Source organism: Cryobacterium sp. MDB1-18-1, from assembly GCF_004402735.1.
GTDB lineage: Bacteria > Actinomycetota > Actinomycetes > Actinomycetales > Microbacteriaceae > Cryobacterium > Cryobacterium glucosi.
In genome coordinates, this window is the sequence record NZ_SOFR01000018.1 from 127,061 (window position 1) to 145,052 (window position 17,992).

Sequence of the window (17,992 nt, forward strand, 5' to 3'; positions counted from 1 at the left end):
ATGACTCCTTCCCGCGCGGACCCGGAACCGCCGGTGGAGGACGAACGCACCGGTAACGGCCGATCCGAGGTGGAATCCGGTGCCCTGATCGCCGCTGCGGTCGGCGCGCTCGCGGGGCTCCTCGCTGCCGTGATCGTGTTCGGTGGCCGTGCCGTCGGCCTCGCCGGCGAAAATTCCGTCGGCGGGCTCTCGGCCCAGATCGCCGGACTGATCGGACTACTGGTCTTCGGATGGTCCTATGTCCGTTTCACCCGGCACTCTCCGCGATGGCGCAGTCGTGCCCGCATCCGACGCATCCTCGACACCATCGGGCTGTCGGTGACCGGTGCCGCAATGGCCGGCCTCCTGATCAGCTCGGTCTACGCGGTATTCCAGCTGGCCTTCCGCGAACTGCTGCTCGACCCGTTCGCGGCGACCCTGTTCGTCACGCTGACGGTCGCAGCGAGCACCTTCGCGCTGTTCCTCCTCGCCGCGGAGATCACGACGACCCGCCTCGCCTCACTCCTGGGCCTCTTCCTCGCCGCCGGGGTATTCTCGAGCATGCTCACGGCGGCCGACCCGCGCTGGTGGCAGGCGAACTTCAGCGCACTCGGAATGGGGGACGCAACCTCCGCATACGCGTTCAACCTGACGATCCTCCTCGCCGGACTCGTGATGACGACCCTCGCGGACTACCTGACCCTCGACCTGCGTTCGCGGCGGAGCGCCGCAGGCAGCGACCTCCGCGGCGTCCCGCTCGTGCGGATCATCATCATCATCGTCGGCGTTGCGCTCATCGGAGTCGGCCTCGTGCCCGTCGACGTCAGTTTCGTCGTGCACAACACCTTCGCGACCTCTGCCGTCGTCGGCTTCGTCGCGCTCATCGTGCTGGTCCCGCTCGTCCTGAAGGACCTCCCCCGGAGCTTCGTCGTCACGACGACGGTCTTCGTACTCGCGATCGGCGGTGCGGTGCTGCTCTGGTACCCGATCGGGTACTACAACCTCACCGCCCTCGAACTCGTCGCCGTGCTGATCGTGTTCGCGTGGTTCGTGCTGTTCGTGCGCAACGCGTCCGTCGTCGCCCCGGCAGCGGATGCCGCGGTGCCGCTGGCACAGGCGGCTTCCGTGGCCATTGTCGGGGCGGGGGCGACGGAGGTCGCGTCGCCGCATCCGGTACCGGACGCGGCAAGAGGGGGCCGCGCCGCGGGCTGGGTCGCCCTCGGCGGGCTCATCGGCGTCGTCGGGTTCGCCATCGGTCGGCTGGGCCGCCGCTGAGGCAGTGCAGCCATCGGTGCCGAGAGCGGCGCCGCAAGCACGGCGGCACCCCGACCGTCCTGTGCTCGGAATCCGCGGACCGGTTGTCAGGTCGCTTTCGCGTCAGTGGTGGCTCAGGTGGTCGTTGTCCTTCCAGATGCCGTCGCCGGTCATGTCGAGGCGGTCGGTCAGCGGCACTCGCCAGAGAGGCGTGTCGGTGGGTTCGCCCCAGTAGTCCGTGACGCGCACGGCTTCCCCGTTCTCGAGTTCGCCGATGGTCACGTTGCGGTAGAGGCGTCCGTCGCCGTAGTTGCAGGTCCACTCGACCACCAGGACATCCCCGAGGCGCAGGCGTCTGCCGACTTCCAGTGTCAGTTCCGCGAAGTTGCCCTCGACGCTGCCGATGAGTGTGCTGGTGCGCACGATTTCACCCATTTGCGGCCATTGGCGCACAACATTCTCGGCCAGGGGTACGCCGAGAATGTAGGCCAGGCGGGTCTCGCCATTGGACTCCTGATTCGCATTCATGCAGATCACGTTCCTTCCGTGGTTCAGTTCAGTCGGCGCCTCTTACCGCGCCACATTCCGGTTGTCCGATTAAAACTCGTCCGGGGCGTTGAGGGAACGCCAGAGCAGCGCTGCAGCCTACGTGCGGAGTGGCCGCCAGTGTCAACGGAACGGTCCTTGTCAATCGGTCAACGCGAGGTTGCGCGGATAAGGGGTGTGAGTGATCTCCCGGACCGGAAGAACCTGGCCGGCCACGAGGCGTTGCAGGGTGAAGCGAGCAATGCGGCCTGTATGTCCGTCATCTCCGGGCCGACCGGGTTCACCCCATTCGATCTGGGTCGTGCCGGATAGCTGCAACGACTTGCCGGTCGCGAAATCAATGACCAACAGGGCGGCTTCGGGGTTGACGGTGATGTTGCCGAAACTGTTGAAGAGGTTGTTGCCCTGGTAGTCGGGCCACCACAGCCCGTGCCCGTCTATGCGGACGAACCCGGACGGACCGCCACGATGGGACGCGTCGGACCCCCGCTCGGGATTCACTGTGCCGAGGAAGAACGTGTCGGCGGCACTGATCAGCTCACGGTCTTCCATCGAGAGCGTGCTGCCGTGTCTGACGTGCTCGCTGCCCGCCCCATCGATCTCATCGGGCACGAGAACACGTTGCTGGATATATTGCGGGCAATTGCCGAAGGCCTGTTCGACGTCCACGACAAGGAGATCGCCGCCGCTCACCATGAGTGCGCCGTTGATACGCACCCGGCGCCGGGTGGCGAATTCAACCGTGACCATCCCGATCTTCTGACCGGCCTGCAGCCCGCGGAGTGGGTCGCCCGGCGGGATCACGGCATGAACGGCAACGGAGGTGTCGGACAGCACCTCCAAGAAACCGGGACGGCCGACCAGCGGGGACGTCCAGAGGCGTCCGGAGCGATCCCTCCCGGAGATGACGAGAAACGTTCGATCGCTGAGAAACCCGGTCATCCCGGCGGTCAGAGTGACAGGCCCGAGCATCCCTGACAGGCGGGCCGCGTCGATTGTGACACCGGCCTGGCGCTGCACGGCCAGTTCGCCGGCGTGAAAGCCGACGTCGGCGAGTTGGGGCGTCCCGATCATCGTCATCATCTCCTGGAGAATCGAGTCGAGGATTACAGCCCGACGACAGGCCAGTCGTTTTCCACGTGAGCGAGCACGTTGAAGTAGTTGGTCAGAATGTTCAGCGCGAGGTTCGCGACGACCTCGCCGATCTCCGCGTCGGTCACACCAGCGGCACGGGCTGCACCAAGCGCGTCATCGCCGACGTCACCGGCATTCTCCGCGATCGTGTTGGAGAGGGTCAGCAGTGCGGCCACATGCGGGTCACGTGACTGCGCTCGGCGCGCGGAGTCGAGCTCGGCAGCATCGACCTTGGCGATGTTGCCTCCGATGAAGGTATGGGCGGAGAAGCAGTACTCGCAACCGTTCAGCTGAGCGGTCGAGATAGCGAGGCGCTCGCGCACCGCAGCAGAAAGGCTGCCGGATCCGACTGCGGTGGAGAGAGCGAGGTATCCCTTCAGCAGGGTGGGGCTGTTGGCCATGACCTTGGCCATGTTCGGCACGAGACCCAGTCCCTTCTGGACCTGGTCAAGCAGGTCCCTGGTGACGCCCGTCGCGGTTTCGGGCTGGATCGGGACGATAGCAGTGATGGTGGCAGTCATGGTTCTTCTCCTCGTTTTCTAATGCATGAACTCATGTTCATCCGTGACAATTACTATCACGATCTTTCTAACGTATGCAAGTGATTTCTTCCGTGATAGTTTGTCCGCATGGGAAACAGGAGCTTGGACCGCAGCTGGGCGCTCGCCGACGAGCCGATGCCGGTCCGCCTGATGGCGACTATCTGGGCAGACACGGAGGGCCTTCACGACGACTTCGCGACACCGACAGGCGTAGACGCCTGGCTGGATGCCGTCCGCATCGATCGGGCAGGCGCGGCAACGACTCGGGACGAGTTCCTGACGGCACGGAATCTGCGAGACGCGGTGCGCCGATTGGCAGCCCACGTGACGGACGATGATCGTCGGACTGCCGAATCGCCCATGGCGAGCGTGGAGGACGCGCTGCTCACTATCAACGCCGCCGCCAACCAGCGTCCGATCCCGCAGCTGCGGCTGAGCGGAGCGGCTCTCGCGCTCTCCCCCGAATCCGCGGTTTCTCCGGTGGTTGCCGGCCTCGCAAACGTCGCCTACCACGCCCAGCACCTGCTGGGCGAAAACGGTTCGAATCTGCGGGCATGCCACGCGCCCGGATGCGTGCTCTACTTCGTGAAGACACACCCCAGACGGGAATGGTGCTCGGTCGCTTGCGGCAACCGCGCTCGCGCTGCGCGGCATTACCAATCGGTACGCTCCGCGCGTACGGCACACGAACTCACGGCTCGCTGATGCGCCCGGGCCGGAGACGATGCGCCGACGAGATGATCCTTCCGGCTGCTTTCCTCCGCCTGTGGCCTGTATGGGAAGTACGAATATGAGACTCCTCCTTGTTTCGGGCAGCACTCGGCAGTCTTCAACCAACAACGCGGCGCTGACCACGGTGCGCGACCTGGCGCCAGCAGGCTCGATCGCACTGGTGTACCAAGGCTTGTCTGCACTACCCGCCTTCAACCCGGACGATGACCACGACCCGGTTCCAGGTCCGGTCGCGGAGTTGCGACAACAGATCAACAACGCCGACGTGGTGGTGTTCAGCACGCCAGAGTATGCCGGGACACTCCCGGGCAGCTTCAAGAATCTTCTGGATTGGACTGTCGGCAGCAGCGTTCTGACCAGGAAGCCGGTCGCGTGGATCAACGTGGCCTCACCGGGACGCGGCCACGGAGCACTCGCCACATTGAGATCGGTACTCGGCTATGTCGACGCACAGGTACTCGATGGAGCGTGCATCGACCTCCCGATCGGGCGGGACCTGGTTGCGGCCGGTGCTGTCACGGCGCAGCCGGAACGCGAAGCACTGGCCCGCTGGTGGGCGACAATGCAGGAGCATTGGCCCGCGGAAGAACTCGACGAGAAGCGTTAGCGTTCGGACCGGCTTGCGCGCTCGCCACCCACTAGTACGCTGACGAGAATTCATCGATTCGGCTGGCGCAGGACGGGAACAACGATGTCAACTTTTCGGCAACTCCACTACCGTGACTCACCACTCGTGCTACCCAATGCCTGGGACGTCGGCTCGGCCCTGGCATTCGCGGACGCCGGATTTCCGGCCGTCGGCACGACGAGCTTTGGCATCGCGGCCAGCGCCGGCCTGCCGGATGGTGGCGGGTCCAGCAAGGCGGCAACCGTCGCACTTGCGGCGCGACTGGGCCGCATGTCGGTCCACATCACAGCGGACGTCGAAGACGGCTACTCCGACGACCCAGCGGAGGTTGCGGAGTTTGTGGCCGAGCTAGAGGTCCTGGGCGTGGCCGGCGTCAATCTTGAGGACAGCCGGGATGGGCATCTCGTGGATGCATCGACGGCTGCCGCCAAAATCAGCGCCGTCAAAGACCTCAGCCCCGACATCTTCGTCAATGCGCGGGTGGACAATCTCTGGTTCGGCGAGCACGCGACTGTCGAGGCCGTCCTGCTTCGAGCACGCACCTATGCCGACGCCGGGGCCGACGGAATCTTTGTGCCCGGCCTCGTGAATCCTGAGGACATCCGGAGGATCACCGCGGTTGTGGCGCTGCCGGTCAACGTGCTCGCGCACCCCTCCCTGACTGTGGCCGAGCTCGGCGATCTGGGGGTGAAGCGTGTGAGCTCGGGGTCGCTGCCGTACCGTGCAGCCATAGACAGGGCCGTGGACACTGTCACGGCCCTGCGCGATAACCGTCAGGCACCGACCGCGACGTCCTACTGGGAAATGCAGGCTCGCCTCGTGGCTTTCAGTCGAGCCAGCGGGAACTGATCAGAAATTCAGGCCGTCCTGGTCGTGGCGGGTGCACGGAGCACCTTTTCCAACGATTTACCCTTCGCAATCTCGTCGACGAGCTTGTCGAGATAGCGAATCTTCTGCATGAGCGGGTCCTCGATGGTCTCCACGCGGATGCCGCACACCACACCGGTGATCAGCGACGCGCTGGGATTCATCGGCGCCTCTGCGAAGAACTCCTCGAACGTTGTTCCACCCTGGGCGTGACGGCGAAGCGCCGTGTCGTCGAATCCGGTCAGCCACATGATCACCTGATCGAGCTCCATCTTCGTCCTGCCCTTGCGCTCCACCTTCGCCACGTAGAGCGGATACACCGCGGAGAACTGGGTACCGAAGATCCTGGACACGATGCCAGCGTAGGCGAGGGGTGTCTCAGGGTCAATCGTCTCCGAAACCAGAACGACGCCGAGCTCTGCGCGCAATCCGTGCCCGCCGATCAGGTGACGAAAGATCCAGGCCGGCATTCTTGGGAGCACGATCGCCGACCGCAGGACCGGGCGGATCGACGACGGTAAGCAGGTCTGCTCGGTCGCCTTGTCGGATCGTTCAACCCTGCGGCCGACCGACCAGATCGACGACGGCGGACTGCCCCCCGTGGATTCACAGTGAGTGCCGCACGGTCATGCACAGTCCACGTGGGATGCTGATCCTGTGGATCTGAACACAGGTGCCGACACGCCGGCCGTTATCATCCGGCCATATTGTCAAGCGGATGCCGCAGACACGTTAGCGATCTTCCTTGCCGCAGTGACAGAGACCGCTGCCGCCGACTACTCGCGGGAGCAGATTCAGGCGTGGTCGCGGCCAGAAGCGCGCGAGCTGTCCGCTTGGCATACGGCGATGCAGGCGCGGAACAGTTGTGTGGCAACCGTGGATGGTGCGCCGGCGGGTTTCTCCGACGTGGACTCTGAGGGACATATCGACATGATGTTCGTCGCCCCTCGCTACCTGGGACGCGGGGTGGCACAGCAACTGATCGGCCACGTGGAGGCCCGCGCGCGCCAGAAGCAGCTGACAGAGCTGACAGCTGACGTCAGCATTACAGCCCGCCCCTTCTTTGAGCGCTCCGGATTCACCGTCGAGGCAGAACAACATCCGGTGACGGCCGGCGTGCAGCTGACCAATTTCAAGATGAAGAAGAAGCTAGTCGGCGGCGAGGTGTCCCTCAGCGGGCAGCTTGTTTGTCGCACCCAGGACCAAGCGGAAACTGTCCGGGAATACCTGCAACTGCACCTTGCCCTCACCCGCGCCGAACCGGGATGCCTGTCGTTCAACGTCACCCGGACGAGCAATCCCCTGGTGTGGCAGGTCGAAGAGCGCTTTGAGCACGCATCCGCCTTTGAAGCCCACCAGGAACGTGTCGCCAGCAGCGAGTGGGGTCACGCCACCGCGGGAATCGAACGCCGCTACTCCGTGATCGGACTCTAGCCGCTCGCCCGTCGCAACAGCTCCCACGGCACCACATGTGGGCAACCTCGAGCCTCCGCAATTCACGCTTGGTGCATGTCACTCAGGGCAGAGAATCGATCGTCAACTTCCAGCCAATCCATCGGTCCTGGTCGATCGCACTTCCGCGCTGAAATGTCACCGTGGCCGTCCGGCTACCGGAGACCCTGCTCTGTCGAGCTACTGCCCAAGGCGGCCTGAATCCTCCGAATGATCGACCCGAGGATGCCCGACGCGAGAAGACCTGAACCGAGTGGGCCCGCGGAATCCTCACCAAGGGGCGGCAACTGCCGAAGCGCCGCCCTGACTTGGGCATTCATGTGCTCGAGCTGCCAGGAGACCTCATCGGAGACTGCCGTCGCCTGATCAGCGGCGGCTAGCCCGGCGGCTTTCGCTGCGTATGCGGCTGCGCCGAGTGCGTGCGCGCCCATGTGCGCGACGCCGGAAGCTTGTCCGGCAGCCCGAGCAGCTGCCACTGCCGAGGGAGAGTTCACTGCCTGCGCGGCCCGACCAGCAACGAAGCGCCTGCGAATTTCACCGGCGGTATCAAGATCACCCTGAGCAAATGCCCGAGTACGAGCGATGGCATCACGTGGCCGGCCGTCCGTTGGCGCCTCCGTTTCGAAATGGACCAAGACTCTCTCAGCACAGTCAGCAGCCCAGGTTGCGACGAGGCGTCGGTCAGCTTCGCTGAGTGACTGCGGGGAAGGCACGTCTCACCTGCTCGTGCGGCCGTGCCCCGGCCGTCGCAGGCCGAGCCAAATCAGGATGATGCCAACGATTGCGAGGATGAGCCCGATGGAAAGCCACATCCGGCTACCTGTCATGAAACTTCCCGGGATCAGATTCATGCCCTGCCCGGTCCAGACGCCACCAAGGATCAGAGCGATCACGCCGACGGCGATGAGGACGATGCGTCCGCTACGGCTAGTCACGTCTCCCAACGTACCCCGGCTGACACGCACGTCGCCCGGTTGAGGTTCCCCAGGAAACGGGGAATCCATCGAGATCAGGTCTCGGAGCGAATGACAGAAACTCCGCAGTTAGGGTTCACGGGTTCCAGTGAACAGGTGGTCTCATGCAGCTCCAGGAGTGTCCTGTTCTGTGAGAACTTACAACTGACACAACCCCTGAGCAGAGTCATCTAGTCGAGGGGCTCCACCCATTCAGACCGCCATCCGGGTGCCTCCGACTTTCGCGTGTAATAGCGGGTATCCCGGATGATCGACCCGTCCGCTCCGAACTCCAGGATGACCACCACGTGCCACACATCCCCGGCATAGTCATTCGTCCCCTCGACGACCCAGATTTGCCCCGACCCCACGACTCGGCGCAGGGTGATCGAGGGGGGAACAGGAAAAGCCTCCTGCATTGCCCGCATGGCCTCACGTCCGCGGATGCGCTCCCCCGACTGCGGCATCTCCATCACGTAGGTCTCATCACGAAGCCGAAACTCAGCGTCAGGTGAGAGCCCCTCCTTGGTGAGGCCGAACAAACGCTCGAGGCCCTCGCGCATGGCCTCCGGATCGTTGTCTGTGATTGCCCGCAGAAAAGATTCGCGCACATCGAGGTCGCTCATTCCTCCTCCCGGTCAACGTTGAAACTCGACTACGAGCATTCTGCTCCTCTGCCGAGGAAGCGGCACGCTCGTCGTGCCTAACGGCGTCGGTGTGCTCCGGCAGGCGCATCCCAAGACGTTCATTGGTGGCCCCGGCTGCGAACGCGCTCCCACTCTGACGGAGTCAGCTCGCCCGGTTTGAACCTCACCTGGTTGGAGACGCCCAGACAGCCGAGGTCGTGCACGTATCCCACTCGCCGAAGCGTTCGGAGGTTACCGGCGTCGAGTCCCAACAATTCACCTGCCTTCGCCGACAGCGTGGCCACGCGCCGGGAGTGGCCGAAGGCGAAGGGGCACTTGAGGTCAACGAAGTCGCCTATCGCGCACACCAACCGGTCGAGACTCTCGTCGGTGAGTCGGACCTCCCGATCGGGTGCATAGCCAAGAGCATCACTCCAGGAGTCACCGGCGGGCACGGGCGCAAAGATCTCGTCGGGCGAGACAAGCGCAGCATCGACGACGTCGGGATCGAGGTGTCCGCCCCGCCTGCTTCTGGCCATCGCGATCACGGCGTCGAGCCCGTATATCCGGTAGTGAACTTCGGCGACATCCGCGAACTGGGCGACTCTCATTTCGATCGGGATCTTGTCGCAGGAAACTGCCGCCGGCAGGCCCTCGCCGTCGAATCGCTCGAAGGTGTACGCGAGCGTGTTCTCGACATCCGCGGAAAGCCCAATCTGCCGGCCCAGGGCAGCTGCCGAGGTGCAGTGCGAGTGGATCAGGCTCGCGAGTTGGCCACGGGTATCCCGGAGCAGAGTGCCCATCACCTTGAGCCGTTGCGGGAGGGATTCTCCCTTTGCGATGTTGCCTAGCAGGAATCGCATGTAGGGCATGCCTGACCAGTCGACCAGATACGCCTTTGCAGGTCCCCTGGGACAGAGGCTCAACTTCCAGTGACAGTCACCCACACCTCGGCGAGAGGAATGAAGCCTTCACGACTCTCGAGTCGACCACGGCGCCTGTGTCTCAGCGCTCCTCGCTTCCCAGATCAATGCGTTCCGCAATCTCGGAAACGTCGTCAAGCCGCCCGGAAGAAACGTCCATGATGAATTCATAGGCCTCATCATTCGACCAGGTCAGCCGTCTTCCATTAATACCGAGGAAAGCGAGCAGAGCAGCGAGACTCAGGCGTTTATTGCCGTCAATCAAGCCGTGGTTGCGGGCCAAGGAGTGCGTCAGCGCCGCGGCCTTCTCGTTGAGGCTTCCGTAGGCATCCCTTCCGAATGCGCTCGCGCGCGGACGGGCCAGCGCCGACTCAAGCAGCCCCTGGTCACGGACCGGCATGTCTCCTCCGAGGGCCCGCTGCCCGACGAAGAGGAGATCAGCGTAGGTGAGATAGATCACTTTCCCAGGCGTTCAAGCGCTTCGGCGTAGCGCGGGAGCTCCTCGTCAAGGACACTACCCAGAAGGTCCTGTCGGCTGTGGTTCTCGACGTATTCACGCACCGCCTGCTTGGCGATGTCCTGCATGGACCGCCTCTCGTACTCGGCACGGCGACGCAGAGCGTCCGCCTCGTCATCGGTCAAGCGAAGGGTCATTGGCATGGACACACGGTATCACCCGTGACACCGTTCTCGATAGCGTCCCGATAGGGGTTGGGCTCGCGGGCCACGCAGCGGAACCTTTCAGTTGCCTGACCTGCACGGATCGGACAATCGTCGCTGGCTCGCCGCTTGACGTTGCCCGAGCATCCAGCCGGCACCGAATGCGAGCACTGCCAGCCCGACAATGAACAGCGCGATCCCGATCTGACTCCGTGGCGAGAACTGTAGGCCTCGTGGAGAGAACGTCGTGTTGCTGAGCGGCGCGCGTGTCGCTGTGCCGAGCATCACCTCGATGATGTCCACCCGTAGGTGTTCGAGGTCACTCCAGACCGAGCGAACTCGGTCGCGCACCTTCTCCATGAGCGCCGTCAGTAGGCGGGCACTTCGGAATAAACAATGGATAGAGACTGCATGCATCAAGTCTTGCCCCTTCTGTGAGGACAAGAAAACCTGATCAAACCATACTTTGGAGTAGGGCGGCCGGGACTTGAACCCGGGACCGACGGATTATGAGTCCGCTGCTCTAACCAGCTGAGCTACCGCCCCCAACCGCAGTCACTCCGTGGAGCGGGCGGCGGCATCTGAGGTGATCGTGTCGACCACCGGTTCCCCACGATACAGGCTCTCAAAAGTGTCGAGGGTGCGATTGATGTCGTGGGCACCGATCAGCCGGAGCGACTCGTGCTTGAGGGCGTCGAGCACTTCGGGGCCCGCAGTGAGTACACGGGTCAGCTTGTCCGCAAGGTCCTGGGCGCTTCCTGGCTCGAAGAGGAAGCCGTTCTGTCCGTCGTGGACGAGGTGCGGCAGCGCCATGGCGTTCGCGGCGACGATCGGCAGGCCCGAGGCCATTGCCTCCATGGTCGCGATACTCTGCAGCTCAGCGATCGACGGCATCGCAAACAAGGTGGCGCGGGTGTATGCCGCGCGCAGTTCCTCATCCGTCACGTAGCCGCGGAAGACGACGCGGTTGCTGATGCCCAGGCTCTGGGCGAGGTGCTCGAGGTTGCGCTTCTGGTCGCCACCGCCCACGATCTCGACCTGGGTGTCCAGTTCAGGCGCGAGCAGCGTCACGGCGTGCAGGAGCACATCGATCTGCTTCTCGCTCGTCACTCGGCCGACGAAGAGGATCCGGTTCTCCGTGCGCGGCTCGAAGGACGGTGAATAGTTATGGGCGTCGATGCCGCACGAGATGGCGAGCACGCCCTCGAGTCCGGTGTACTTCTCCAGGAACTCGGCGGCGCGCACGGTCGGGGTCGTGACGGCTTCCGCCCGGCCGAAGGTGCGGCGAGCCGCCTTCCAGGCCATCTTGATCAGACGCTCGTGCATGCTCTTCGGAATGAGCGTGAATTCGAGCATGTTCTCGGGCATGAAGTGGTTCGTCCCGATGATGCGGATGCCGCGCTTCGCGGCCTCGATCGTGACGCCGCGCCCGATGTTGATGTGGGACTGGAAGTGCACGACATCCGGTTTGAAGGTGTCGAGAATTCGGCGGCTCTCCGCATGGATCAGCCACGGCAGCGCGTAGCGGAGCCAGTCGTGCGGGTACCAGCGCCAGCTCTTGATCCGGTGCACGAGGAACGTCTGTCCCTCGTGCTCTTCGGTCCAGGTGCCGTGCTTGGCCGAGGCAGCCGGCGCGAAGACCTGCACCTCGTGGCCGCGGGAGGTCAGGCCGGCGGCGAGACGCTCGGCGAACTTCGCCGCGCCGTTGACGTCAGGGGCGAACGTGTCGCAGGCAATGAGGACCTTGATCGGCTTTTTCGAACCCGGAGCCACAGGGGTCGAACCTAGTGGCGAAGCGGTCGAGTCTGACAAAGTGAGGGTGTCCCAACGTGTGTGGGCCGGAGGTCGTCATCCGGCGGTATTTCAGGTCTTGGACGGCGCGAACGCGGCCGACATCTCTTAGCACCCTATTCTAAATCCGCGTGTTCTCGCCCATCCTCGGCGACGGCGCGCCCTATTCCGATACGGTAACGGATGCCTGCGGGTGGTGCCGCGACAGCAGGATGACACCCCAGATCGCGATGGCGCCTGCGAATGCGAACGCTACTCCCGCCCACGCTGGAGCCTGTGCGATCTCGCCGAGGACGACGATGCCGATTCCGACCGCCACCAGCGGATCGATCACGGTCAGGCCGGCGATCACGAGATCGGGCGGTCCCGACGAATACGCGTTCTGGACGAAGTAAGCGCCGAGAGCTGCCGCGAGGAGCAGGCCGGCGACGCAGGTGAGCGTCAGCCACTCGAAATTGCCGTTCTGAGTGCGGTTGATGATCACCTTCGCCAGGGTCGCGACGAAGCCGTAGAGCACACCGGCGCCGGTGATGTAGAAGATCGCCTTGAACTGGGTGTGCAGCAGCGCGAACGCGACGACGAAGGAGACGAGCACCGCGGCGAGCACGATCAGGATGGTGATGAGGTTCTTGTCGGTCACCGGCTTGTCCACGGCGAAGAAGGCCGCGACGGTGACGAAGAGCCCGATGCCGCCGACGCAGAGCGCGATGGCGATCTTGGAGGCCCGGTTGACCGGGGTCCTGGTCACCCGGGCGTTGACGATCGACGTGATCACGAGGGCGACGGCGCCGAGGGGCTGCACGACGATGATCGGGGCGAAGGCGAGGCTCGAGAGCTGGAAGACGATGGCGAGGCCGAGCATGAGGGTGCCGATCACCCAGGAGGGCCGGCGCAGCAGGAGCAGCAGCTGGTGCGGGTCGAGGCCTCCCGTGACCGCAACGGTGTTGGCTTCGACCTTGTTGACGCCCCGGTGCTGGAACTGGGCTCCGAGCGACAGGAACACGCCGCCGATCAGGGCGAGCGGTATGCCGATCGCCTGGCGAGGGTCGACGGGGAGGTCGACGGTGAAGTCAATCAGGTCGAGGTGCACTCAACGACCCTACGACGGAACGGCCCGATATCCTTGCTGAATGGCCGTTCGCTCAATTGTTATTTTCGGGGACCCCGTCCTCCACACCCCCGCCAAGCCCGTCGAGACCTTCGACCAGGAGCTCCGCGATCTCGTCCAGGACATGTTCGAGACGATGGACGCCGCTCCTGGAGTCGGTCTCGCCGGCCCGCAGGTCGGCATCCCGCTGCGTCTGTTCACCTACGCCTACCTCGACGACGACAACCGACAGTGGCGCGGCGTCGCGATCAACCCCGAGCTCTGGATCACTCCGGTCCCCGCCGGAGAGGCCGACGAAGACGAGGACGTCGAGGGGTGCCTGTCGTACCCAGGCGAGCGATTCCCGCTGCTCCGCTCCCCCCGGGCGATCCTCCGCGCTGTGGACCTCGACCAGAAGCCGTTCGAAATCCACGCGGACGGCTGGCTCGCCCGGATCTTCCAGCACGAATTCGACCACCTCGACGGCACGGTGTATGTGGATCGCCTCGAGCACTTCTACGCGAAGATCGCAACGAAGGTCACGCGCAAGCGCGGCTGGGGCGGTCCCGGCCTCGCCTGGCTGCCGGGCGTAGACAACCTCGACGAATAGGCTCAGAAGAGGGCTCGAAGGCCTGCCGCCACAAGCGCGGCCACGATCACGACGACGATGAAGGGCACCCGCAGGGCGAACAGGACGACCGCGACGAGGACCGCGGGCACCCGGGCGTCCAGGGCAACGCCCGTCCCCGCGCCGAGCGTCTGCACCGCAATGAGGGCCGCGAGCAGGGCAACGGTCACGAGTTCGCTGATTGTCGCCAGGGTCGGCTTCTTCAGCACGGAGGCCGGCACCAGATAGCCGGCGAGCTTCAGCACGACACAGGCGATGGATGCCGCGATCACGATCTGCCAGAGGGTCACCTGCCGCTCCCCCGCGTTGGAGTACCAGAGGGGGTGCCGGAGCGCGCGCCGGCCCAGTTGGACCAGCCGACGACGATGGCGACGAGCGCAGCCGCAAGCACGGGCAGCCCGGGCGCGAGAACGGGCGTCAGGGCTGTGGCCACGACGAAGGCGGCCACCGCGACGACGAGGGCCTGCCGCCGCTTCAGCCGCGGCCAGAGCAGGCCGACGAAAGCGGCAGCGGCCGCGGCGTCGAGGCCGTACGAGCGGGTGTCGCCGAGGGTGTTGCCGATCAGGGCGCCCACGAAGGTCGTCAGGTTCCAGCCGGCGAACACGATGAGGCCGGTCACCCAGAACCCGCGCCGGCTCGACCGCGGGGTCGGCTGGGCGAGCGCGACGGCCGTCGACTCGTCGATCGTGATCCACGCCGCCGCGAACCGGCGCAGCCAGCCGCGGCCGACGATGGGCGCGGTGCGAATGCCGTAGAGGCCGTTCCGGGTGCCGAGCAGCGCGGCACCGGCGATCGCCGATGGCCCCGCCGCGACCCCGCCGGCCGCGAGTACTCCGATCAGGGCGAACTGGGATCCCCCGGAGAACATCACCAGGCTGAGGAACGCCGTCTGCCAGAGCGTGAGGCCGGACGCGACGGAGAGCGCCCCGAAGGAGACCCCGTATGCGGCCGTCGCGACGCCGACGGCTATGCCCTCGCGCGTCGCGACCCGGTCGAGAGCCCGGGCGGCGATCTCCTGGGAGGCGGCGTCCTCGGCAGTGTCGTCCTTCGAGGTGTCGTCCACGGCAGCGTCGTCGTCGACAGCGTCGTCGTCGACAGCGTCGTCGTCGACAGCGTCGTCGTCGACAGCGTCGTCGTCGACAGCGTCGTCGTCGACAGCGTCGTCGTCGGGAGGGAGCTGCGCGGGCATCCCGCTACCGGGAGAGGTTCACGCCGTGCACACCGTTGTGGTAGCGCAGGAACGGGAAGACTACGGACACGGAGAAGCCGACACCCGGGACGGTGCCCGCCGTGAAGGTGCCGCCGAAAAGCTCTGCGCGCTCACGCATCTGGGTGATGCCCGCACCGGACACGCTCTCGCTGAGCGCGTGCAGGTCGTCGTCGATCGTGTACCGGGTGCGCGCGGCGACCTCGTCGGGGTCGGAGCTCACCCTGCGGGCGGCCGCGCGGATGCCGTCGTCGTCGACGAGGAGCTGCAGGCCGTCCCTGGTCCAGGTGAAAGAGACGTTCGCCGCCGTGCCGCGGCCGCCGTGCGTGAGGGCGTTGGCGAGTGCGCCCTGCAGGATCCGGAAGATCGCGAGTTCGGCGCCCGGCTTGAGCGGGAAACGGTCGCCGGACTCGGCGAAGCTCACCTCGAGGCCGGCGTCGCGCATCACGCGGAACAGGTTCCGCGCGGACTGCAGGCCCGGCTGGGGCGTGTCGACGGTTTCGCCCTCGCGCACGATGGTGAGCACCCTGCGCATGTCCGCGAGGGCGACCCTGCCGTCCTCGACGAGGGCCGTCGCGACCCGGACCGCGCTCGCCGGGTCGTTCTCCGCCGTGTACCGCGCACCCTCTGCCTGCGTGATCAGCCGGGCGACGTTCAGCACCGCACCGTCCTGAAGCTCCCGGATGATGCCGAGGCGGCCGTTCTGTTCGGCGAGGGACAGTTCGAGGTCGATACGCATCCGTTCGGCCGCCGTGCGGTCGAAGATGATGCGGCGAAGGCGCAGAGCCGTGAGGAGCCACAACAGCAGCAGGACGACGGCGACTGCGGCGAGCACGCCGGCGGCGAGAGGCCAGAACTCCACGGTGTCGCCTTTCCAGAACTTCCGGACGAAAAGAGAAAACAGAATGAAATAGAAATAGAAAAGGCCACCCGGGGTGGAGCCCTGAGTGGCCTTTCGCTCCCCGACTTGGACTCGAACCAAGAACCGTCGCATTAACAGTGCGATGCTCTGCCAATTGAGCTATCGAGGAAAAGCTGGAACAGCGTTTCCGCTTGAACAGCGTTATTACTTTACCAAGAATCGGCCGTTCGCCAAATCGGGGCCGGGAAGCGGTCTCCTCCCAGCGCTTCGGCACCGGCCCGGCACGGGCTCAGTACCCGCGCTGCGGGTCGACGACGCCGACGAAACGGCCATCGCCGAGGAAGGCCAGCACGTTGAGCCGGATCCGTTCGGCGAGCAGCGGAGCGGTCATCTCGGGCGTGTCCGCCGAGTGCGGCGTGATCAGGCAGCGCGGCTCCGTCCAGAGCGGATGCCCGTCGGGTAACGGTTCCGGTTCCGTGACGTCGAGTGCTGCGCCGGCGATGCTCCCTGCGGCGAGGGCCGCGACGAGGGCATCGGTGTCGATGAGCGGACCGCGGCCCACGTTGACGAGGTTGGCGTTGCGGTTCATCAGCGCGAGCTCGGGGGCGCCGATCAGATGCCGGGTGTCCTTGGTGAGCGCTGCCGCGACGACGACGACGTCGGCGTCACGGAGGACCTCGTGCAGGGCGCTCGTCTGCATCGTGCGCGCCGCGCCGGCCACGGGCTGTGCGGACCGGCGCACAACGGTCACCGTCGTCCCGAACGGTTCGAGCAGCCGGATGAGTTCGAGGGCGATGCCGCCTGCGCCGATGATCACGACATGGCGACCGTAGAGGGAGCGCCCCTCCGGCAGGGTGCTCCAGCTCAGGGCCCTGGCACGCTTGGGCAGCACGCGCAGGAGCGCGAGGGTGAGCGTGAAGGCGTGCTCGGCGACGGGCTGGGCGTATGCGCCCTTGGCGCTCGTCCAGAGCAGTCCGGGCCGGTCCTGCTCGGCCAGGAGGTCGCTGAACGCGTCGACTCCCGCCCAGGGCAGCTGGACCCAGCCGATGCCCGGGTTGTCGTCGAGAGCGGCGCGGAGCTCGTCCGCACGCCCGTAGGAGAGCCAGATCAATCCTCGGGTGGCATCCGAGAGCGGTCCGAGGACTCCCCCGGCCGCCTGCACCGCCCACGTGGCGGTGTCTGCGGGGTGCGGGAGGATCGCGATCGGCCCGCTCGGCGGCCGCTGCCCGAGTGGAACGGCCGTGACCGTGCCGGCCAGGACGGCCTCATGCTGGGCGTGCTCAGGTATCGCTGTCATGCTGTCCGTCCTGGGTGAGTGCCGAAGCAAGCTCGGCGACGTAGGGATGCCACGGGTCGGCGAAGACCTCGTCGATCGTGCCGAGGCCCACAAGCACGCCCTGGTGCAGCACGGCGATCCGGTCGGTCACGCGCCGGAGAACGGCGAGGTCTGAGCTGATCACGACGGCCGTGAACGCGCGTTCGCGCTGCAGTTCGCCGATCAGGTCGACGACGGCGTCACGGACGGTGACGTCGACGCCCGCGAGCGGTTCGTCCGCGATCAGGAGGGTGGGGCCGAGCACGAGCGAGCGGGCAAGCGCGACGCGTTGCCGCTGGCCGCTGCTGAGCTCGTACGGGTATTTCGTGAGCACGGTGAGCGGCAGGCGCACGGCATCCACCATGGTCGCCACGAGCGCCCTGAGGGCACCGGCCTGGTACCGGGCGTCGCGCTCGAGCACGGGCTCCGCAACGAGCTCGCTGACGGTGAGTGTTGCCGGAAGCGTCTGGCCGGCGTCCTGGGCGAGCATCCCGACCTCGAGGGTCAACCGGGCGAGCTTGCGGCGGCTGATGCCCCGCAACCGCAGGCCGAGCACGGTCGCCTCGCCGCCGGTGATCAGCGGTCGTACGTCCGTGCCGGCCGATCCCCCGCTCCCGGAGAGCACCCTGGCGAGGGTGCTCTTGCCTGAGCCGCTTTCGCCGAGCACACCGAGCACCTCACCGGGATTGACCCGGAGGGTGATCCCGCGCAGGGCGGCGAAGGAGTCGCTCGCACCGTGGGCCGGATACGAGACGGAGAGGTCGTCCATCGCGATGGGAAAGGTCCATGCCGCGCCGCGAGTCATG

Annotated in this window: 24 protein-coding genes and 2 tRNA genes; 6 read left to right on the forward strand and 20 right to left on the reverse strand. The window is 65.7% G+C overall.

All coding sequences use genetic code 11. From position 1 onward, the window contains the following. Complete coding sequence (locus E3O50_RS04915; RefSeq protein WP_134558446.1) at positions 1-1,254, forward strand: hypothetical protein; 1,254 nt, start codon at positions 1-3, stop codon at positions 1,252-1,254. A gap of 102 nt (positions 1,255-1,356) precedes the next feature. On the opposite strand, the gene E3O50_RS04920 is transcribed toward E3O50_RS04915, so the two are convergent. The 3 genes from E3O50_RS04920 to E3O50_RS04930 all read right to left on the reverse strand — a co-directional run bounded on the left by E3O50_RS04920 (position 1,357) and on the right by E3O50_RS04930 (position 3,434). Next, the gene (locus E3O50_RS04920; protein ID WP_134558447.1) at positions 1,357-1,761 is read right to left on the reverse strand and encodes a hypothetical protein; all 405 of its coding nucleotides are present in this window, start codon (positions 1,759-1,761) and stop codon (positions 1,357-1,359) included. A gap of 159 nt (positions 1,762-1,920) precedes the next feature. Beyond that, a complete protein-coding gene (locus tag E3O50_RS04925; RefSeq protein WP_241975260.1) occupies positions 1,921-2,862 on the reverse strand; it encodes a pyridoxamine 5'-phosphate oxidase family protein in 942 nt (313 codons plus the stop codon). A 23-nt stretch (positions 2,863-2,885) separates the two neighbouring features. Next, entirely contained in the window at positions 2,886-3,434 is a 549-nt protein-coding gene (locus E3O50_RS04930) for a carboxymuconolactone decarboxylase family protein (RefSeq protein WP_134558448.1), read from the reverse strand. Positions 3,435-3,557: 123 nt separating this feature from the next. On the opposite strand from E3O50_RS04930, the gene E3O50_RS04935 reads away from it, so the two are divergent. From E3O50_RS04935 to E3O50_RS04945, 3 genes are all read left to right on the forward strand, one after another. Beyond that, positions 3,558-4,160 carry a CGNR zinc finger domain-containing protein gene (locus E3O50_RS04935; protein ID WP_198413598.1) on the forward strand — a complete coding sequence of 201 codons (603 nt, stop codon included), beginning with the start codon at positions 3,558-3,560 and terminating at the stop codon, positions 4,158-4,160. An 85-nt stretch (positions 4,161-4,245) separates the two neighbouring features. Next, positions 4,246-4,794: an NADPH-dependent FMN reductase gene (locus E3O50_RS04940; RefSeq protein WP_198413351.1), complete on the forward strand. Its 549-nt coding sequence runs from the start codon at positions 4,246-4,248 to the stop codon at positions 4,792-4,794. An 84-nt stretch (positions 4,795-4,878) separates the two neighbouring features. Continuing rightward, positions 4,879-5,664 (forward strand): isocitrate lyase/phosphoenolpyruvate mutase family protein, encoded by a 786-nt coding sequence (locus tag E3O50_RS04945; protein ID WP_134446444.1) that lies wholly within the window; start codon positions 4,879-4,881, stop codon positions 5,662-5,664. Positions 5,665-5,672: 8 nt separating this feature from the next. Here E3O50_RS04945 and E3O50_RS04950 read toward each other — a convergent pair whose 3' ends face one another. Then, a complete protein-coding gene (locus tag E3O50_RS04950; protein WP_198413599.1) occupies positions 5,673-6,035 on the reverse strand; it encodes a DUF2200 domain-containing protein in 363 nt (120 codons plus the stop codon). Between the two features lie 304 nt (positions 6,036-6,339). On the opposite strand from E3O50_RS04950, the gene E3O50_RS19575 reads away from it, so the two are divergent. Next, entirely contained in the window at positions 6,340-7,116 is a 777-nt protein-coding gene (locus E3O50_RS19575; RefSeq protein ID WP_241975261.1) for a GNAT family N-acetyltransferase, read from the forward strand. Positions 7,117-7,289: 173 nt separating this feature from the next. On the opposite strand, the gene E3O50_RS19580 is transcribed toward E3O50_RS19575, so the two are convergent. From E3O50_RS19580 to E3O50_RS05005, 10 genes are all read right to left on the reverse strand, one after another. Next, entirely contained in the window at positions 7,290-7,847 is a 558-nt protein-coding gene (locus E3O50_RS19580) for a putative immunity protein (RefSeq protein WP_134446442.1), read from the reverse strand. A 3-nt stretch (positions 7,848-7,850) separates the two neighbouring features. Then, entirely contained in the window at positions 7,851-8,069 is a 219-nt protein-coding gene (locus E3O50_RS04965; protein WP_198413600.1) for a hypothetical protein, read from the reverse strand. A gap of 209 nt (positions 8,070-8,278) precedes the next feature. Then, positions 8,279-8,713: a nuclear transport factor 2 family protein gene (locus E3O50_RS04970; protein ID WP_134558450.1), complete on the reverse strand. Its 435-nt coding sequence runs from the start codon at positions 8,711-8,713 to the stop codon at positions 8,279-8,281. Between the two features lie 119 nt (positions 8,714-8,832). Continuing rightward, positions 8,833-9,585 (reverse strand): HD domain-containing phosphohydrolase, encoded by a 753-nt coding sequence (locus E3O50_RS04975; protein WP_134558451.1) that lies wholly within the window; start codon positions 9,583-9,585, stop codon positions 8,833-8,835. A 133-nt stretch (positions 9,586-9,718) separates the two neighbouring features. Next, the gene (locus E3O50_RS04980) at positions 9,719-10,096 is read right to left on the reverse strand and encodes a type II toxin-antitoxin system death-on-curing family toxin (protein ID WP_134558452.1); all 378 of its coding nucleotides are present in this window, start codon (positions 10,094-10,096) and stop codon (positions 9,719-9,721) included. Then, positions 10,093-10,296 (reverse strand): ribbon-helix-helix protein, CopG family, encoded by a 204-nt coding sequence (locus E3O50_RS04985; protein WP_174774583.1) that lies wholly within the window; start codon positions 10,294-10,296, stop codon positions 10,093-10,095. The genes E3O50_RS04980 and E3O50_RS04985 overlap by 4 nt, the downstream gene beginning before the upstream one ends. A gap of 81 nt (positions 10,297-10,377) precedes the next feature. Continuing rightward, a complete protein-coding gene (locus tag E3O50_RS04990) occupies positions 10,378-10,656 on the reverse strand; it encodes a hypothetical protein (RefSeq protein ID WP_134558453.1) in 279 nt (92 codons plus the stop codon). A gap of 112 nt (positions 10,657-10,768) precedes the next feature. Continuing rightward, positions 10,769-10,842 (reverse strand) — tRNA-Ile (locus E3O50_RS04995). 9 nt (positions 10,843-10,851) lie between these two features. Beyond that, a complete protein-coding gene (locus tag E3O50_RS05000; protein WP_241975262.1) occupies positions 10,852-12,069 on the reverse strand; it encodes a glycosyltransferase in 1,218 nt (405 codons plus the stop codon). A 181-nt stretch (positions 12,070-12,250) separates the two neighbouring features. Beyond that, positions 12,251-13,177: a DMT family transporter gene (locus E3O50_RS05005; protein WP_134446025.1), complete on the reverse strand. Its 927-nt coding sequence runs from the start codon at positions 13,175-13,177 to the stop codon at positions 12,251-12,253. A gap of 40 nt (positions 13,178-13,217) precedes the next feature. Between E3O50_RS05005 and def the strand changes: the two genes are divergently transcribed. Then, a complete protein-coding gene (def, locus tag E3O50_RS05010) occupies positions 13,218-13,784 on the forward strand; it encodes a peptide deformylase (protein ID WP_134446026.1) in 567 nt (188 codons plus the stop codon). A 2-nt stretch (positions 13,785-13,786) separates the two neighbouring features. On the opposite strand, the gene E3O50_RS05015 is transcribed toward def, so the two are convergent. The 6 genes from E3O50_RS05015 to E3O50_RS05040 form a co-directional block, all read right to left on the reverse strand. Further along, positions 13,787-14,092, reverse strand: a complete 306-nt coding sequence (locus tag E3O50_RS05015) for an AzlD domain-containing protein (protein WP_134558455.1) — start codon at positions 14,090-14,092, stop codon at positions 13,787-13,789. After that, complete coding sequence (locus E3O50_RS05020) at positions 14,089-14,991, reverse strand: AzlC family ABC transporter permease (RefSeq protein ID WP_194088557.1); 903 nt, start codon at positions 14,989-14,991, stop codon at positions 14,089-14,091. The genes E3O50_RS05015 and E3O50_RS05020 overlap by 4 nt, the downstream gene beginning before the upstream one ends. Positions 14,992-14,995: 4 nt before the next feature. Then, complete coding sequence (locus E3O50_RS05025) at positions 14,996-15,871, reverse strand: ATP-binding protein (protein WP_134558457.1); 876 nt, start codon at positions 15,869-15,871, stop codon at positions 14,996-14,998. Between the two features lie 96 nt (positions 15,872-15,967). Continuing rightward, a tRNA-Asn gene (locus E3O50_RS05030) sits at positions 15,968-16,040 on the reverse strand. A gap of 120 nt (positions 16,041-16,160) precedes the next feature. Beyond that, a complete protein-coding gene (locus tag E3O50_RS05035; RefSeq protein WP_134558458.1) occupies positions 16,161-17,168 on the reverse strand; it encodes a D-isomer specific 2-hydroxyacid dehydrogenase family protein in 1,008 nt (335 codons plus the stop codon). Then, entirely contained in the window at positions 17,152-17,991 is an 840-nt protein-coding gene (locus tag E3O50_RS05040) for a dipeptide/oligopeptide/nickel ABC transporter ATP-binding protein (RefSeq protein ID WP_134558459.1), read from the reverse strand. The genes E3O50_RS05035 and E3O50_RS05040 overlap by 17 nt, the downstream gene beginning before the upstream one ends. Between the last annotated feature and the right edge of the window lies 1 nt (position 17,992).